The sequence below is a fragment of the Streptomyces bobili genome (assembly GCF_002154575.1).
Classification (GTDB): Bacteria; Actinomycetota; Actinomycetes; order Streptomycetales; family Streptomycetaceae; genus Streptomyces; species Streptomyces bobili.
Genome location: NZ_MUBA01000472.1, coordinates 1 through 616, shown reverse-complemented (window position 1 = coordinate 616; position 616 = coordinate 1). Strand labels below are relative to the sequence as shown.

1 protein-coding gene and 1 pseudogene are annotated in these 616 nt (G+C 76.4%); one reads left to right on the top strand and one right to left on the bottom strand.

The genetic code is table 11. The annotated features are described in order from the left end of the window. Positions 1–361, bottom strand: a pseudogene (locus BZL64_RS30620) (ROK family transcriptional regulator); the annotation flags it as partial. Between the two features lie 48 nt (positions 362–409). On the opposite strand from BZL64_RS30620, the gene BZL64_RS30615 reads away from it, so the two are divergent. Further along, the coding region (locus tag BZL64_RS30615; protein WP_341868840.1) for a Gfo/Idh/MocA family oxidoreductase at positions 410–616 on the top strand (207 nt) is incomplete at its 3' end.

The window sequence follows — 616 nt, the reverse complement described above, 5'->3', positions numbered from 1 at the left end:
CGCCGAGCACCGCCTCCGCACCCGCGCCCAGGTCGAGCGGCCCTCGCCGTTCCCCCACCACACTCCCGTCGAGGTCGGTGAGGACGATCCGCAGGGCGTCGCGGTCGAGGTGGACGCCGACCGCGTGGGCGGCGCCGGGCACCAGCCGCAGCACCGTGCGCGGTTTGCCGCCCGTGGAGGCGCGGCGGCCGGCCTCCGCGGCGAGGCCCTCCTCGCGCAGCCGGGNNCTGCGCACGGCGAGGAGGTTCGCGCCGAGGGCACCGCCCGCCACGCCACTCGCCGCGCCGCCCGCCACGACACGCGCGCCGCCGTCCCTGCCGCTCACCGTGCCGCCGCCGTTCGTCCCGTTCACGCGGCCCATTCTCCCCCGCGCTTGCACTTTGGCAACAGCGTTGCGAAAGTAGGTCGCATGACTGGTACTCCCCTCCGCGTGGGCCTGATCGGCTACGGCCTCGCGGGTTCCGTGTTCCACGCCCCGCTGATCGCCGCCACCGAGGGCCTCGTCCTCGACACGGTGGTCACCTCGAACCCCGAGCGGCAGGAGCAGGCCCGCGCCGGGTTCCCGGACGTCCGCGTCGCCGGCACCCCCGACGAGCTGTTCGCCCGCTCCGGGGAC